A 1,524-nucleotide genomic window follows, 5' to 3' on the forward strand; every position below is an offset into this window, starting at 1 on the left:
GAGCACCAGCGATGCCATCACCAACATCAAAACATAGCCACCTTGCCGTTGGCGCCCGGCACGCTGCATCGTCACAGGCTGTTCCAATCGCGCCGCAGCCAGCGCAAGTAGCCGTTCTGCGGGGATGCCACCAGCAACACACGGCCACCTTGACCCTGCTCGAGTCGAATGAGCCGGGGCAGCGCCTGTTCAATCAACGTGCTCTCGGGGGGCCAGTCTTGGTAGCTGACGCCCCCATCGTCTTCGTAGACCCAATGAAGGCCCTTGAACGGCCAAGCAGCCAACTGGACACGCTGCTCCGGCAAACCGATCTCGCGCTGAGTCAACCAGAGCTCGGTATCGGACTCCTTCGATTCAAGCGTCAACACGACTGGTGTCGGTCCCGATGAGTAGTTCACTGGTGCCAGCGTGCTCATGCCCTTGATCTGCGTCGCGCTGCCGGCGAACTGCGCCTCGACGGGCGAACCCGCACCCACCATGCCGCGCAGGGTCTGCACTAGCCATTCTCGATGCAAGGCCGCCAAGCGAACRCCGGCATTCGCCCCCTGTAGGCTGCGCTCGATGCGGGTGAGCTGAAAGAGCCCCTCGGAAATCAGCCCCGCCACCATCGCAACGATCACCAGGGTGACCAGGGTCTCCAGCAGTGTGAAGCCGCGCATAGGCTGCCGAGTCAGGCTCACGGCGTGCCCCGATCGACGGGCAAGGATTCGGGAGACAGTTGGCCTGTGTGCGTCACTTCAAAGTCTGCTTGCATGCCGCTCAGCACATCTCGGACCTGTACCTGCATGCGGTACAAGCCGACCCGCCAGCGCGAGGCATCACCACGTGACAGCGAATAACGCAGGGGCGATATTTCCGTGCTGCTCCAGGTCAGTTCCAGCTGATCCCAGCGCTTGTGACCCGTGCGCTCGGTGGCGGGATTGACCGAGTCGATCAACTCCAGCGCTTGCAGAGTCAATTCGGCCCTCGCCCTCGCGTCGTTTAGGCCACTGACCGCGCGCAGATTGCTACCCAGCCAGGCATAGAGCGCCGTTCCAACTGCAGCGAATATGGTCATCGCCACGATGGCCTCAAGGAGCCCGAAGCCCGAGGCATGCAGGCGGCGAGCGGACTTCATTCGATCACGCGACCACTGATCGGCTCAATCCGCCACTGCTGCACCGTGCGATCTCCCCGGCGCAACTCGATACGCCCTCCCACGGCAGCGCCATTGACGCCGTAGCGCAGCGGCTTATCGATGCGCAACTCGATATCAGCCGGTAGTTCTGGAGCCAGTGCCCGGAGTTGGTCCGCATCGAGCTCCAGGCTGCGACCCGAGGCGAAGGCCTGGGTGGGCAATGCGCTGAGTAAAGCGACGAAATCTTCGCGCCAGCCGCGCTCATTGGCGGAATCCAGCCAGCGCATCGTTGCCGGCAGAACAACCGCCGTGGTGAGCGCGACCAACGTCAGCACCACCAGCAATTCCAGCAACGTGAAGCCCGCCGAGCTCGCCGTCCGGCCAAACCGCATACCAGTGTTCAGTTA

Annotated in this window: 3 protein-coding genes; all 3 read right to left on the reverse strand. The window is 63.0% G+C overall.

From position 1 onward, the window contains the following. Positions 1–71: 71 nt before the first annotated feature. From AC1DU6_RS30785 to AC1DU6_RS30795, 3 genes are read right to left on the reverse strand one after another with little or no spacing between them, the layout of a single operon-like run. On the reverse strand, positions 72–659 hold the full coding sequence (locus AC1DU6_RS30785; protein ID WP_457325700.1) for a type II secretion system protein: 588 nt from the start codon (positions 657–659) through the stop codon (positions 72–74). A gap of 17 nt (positions 660–676) precedes the next feature. Beyond that, a complete protein-coding gene (locus tag AC1DU6_RS30790; RefSeq protein WP_457325701.1) occupies positions 677–1,117 on the reverse strand; it encodes a PulJ/GspJ family protein in 441 nt (146 codons plus the stop codon). Next, on the reverse strand, positions 1,114–1,509 hold the full coding sequence (locus AC1DU6_RS30795; protein WP_457325702.1) for a prepilin-type N-terminal cleavage/methylation domain-containing protein: 396 nt from the start codon (positions 1,507–1,509) through the stop codon (positions 1,114–1,116). The genes AC1DU6_RS30790 and AC1DU6_RS30795 overlap by 4 nt, the downstream gene beginning before the upstream one ends. Between the last annotated feature and the right edge of the window lie 15 nt (positions 1,510–1,524).

The organism is Roseateles sp. P5_B10 (assembly GCF_056400485.1).

Excerpts from the sequence above, each read along its gene's own strand:
- AC1DU6_RS30790 (WP_457325701.1), bottom strand. The coding sequence starts at position 1,117 with ATGAAGTCCGCTCGCCGCCTGCATGCCTCGGGCTTCGGGCTCCTTGAG.
- AC1DU6_RS30795 (WP_457325702.1), bottom strand. The coding sequence starts at position 1,509 with ATGCGGTTTGGCCGGACGGCGAGCTCGGCGGGCTTCACGTTGCTGGAA.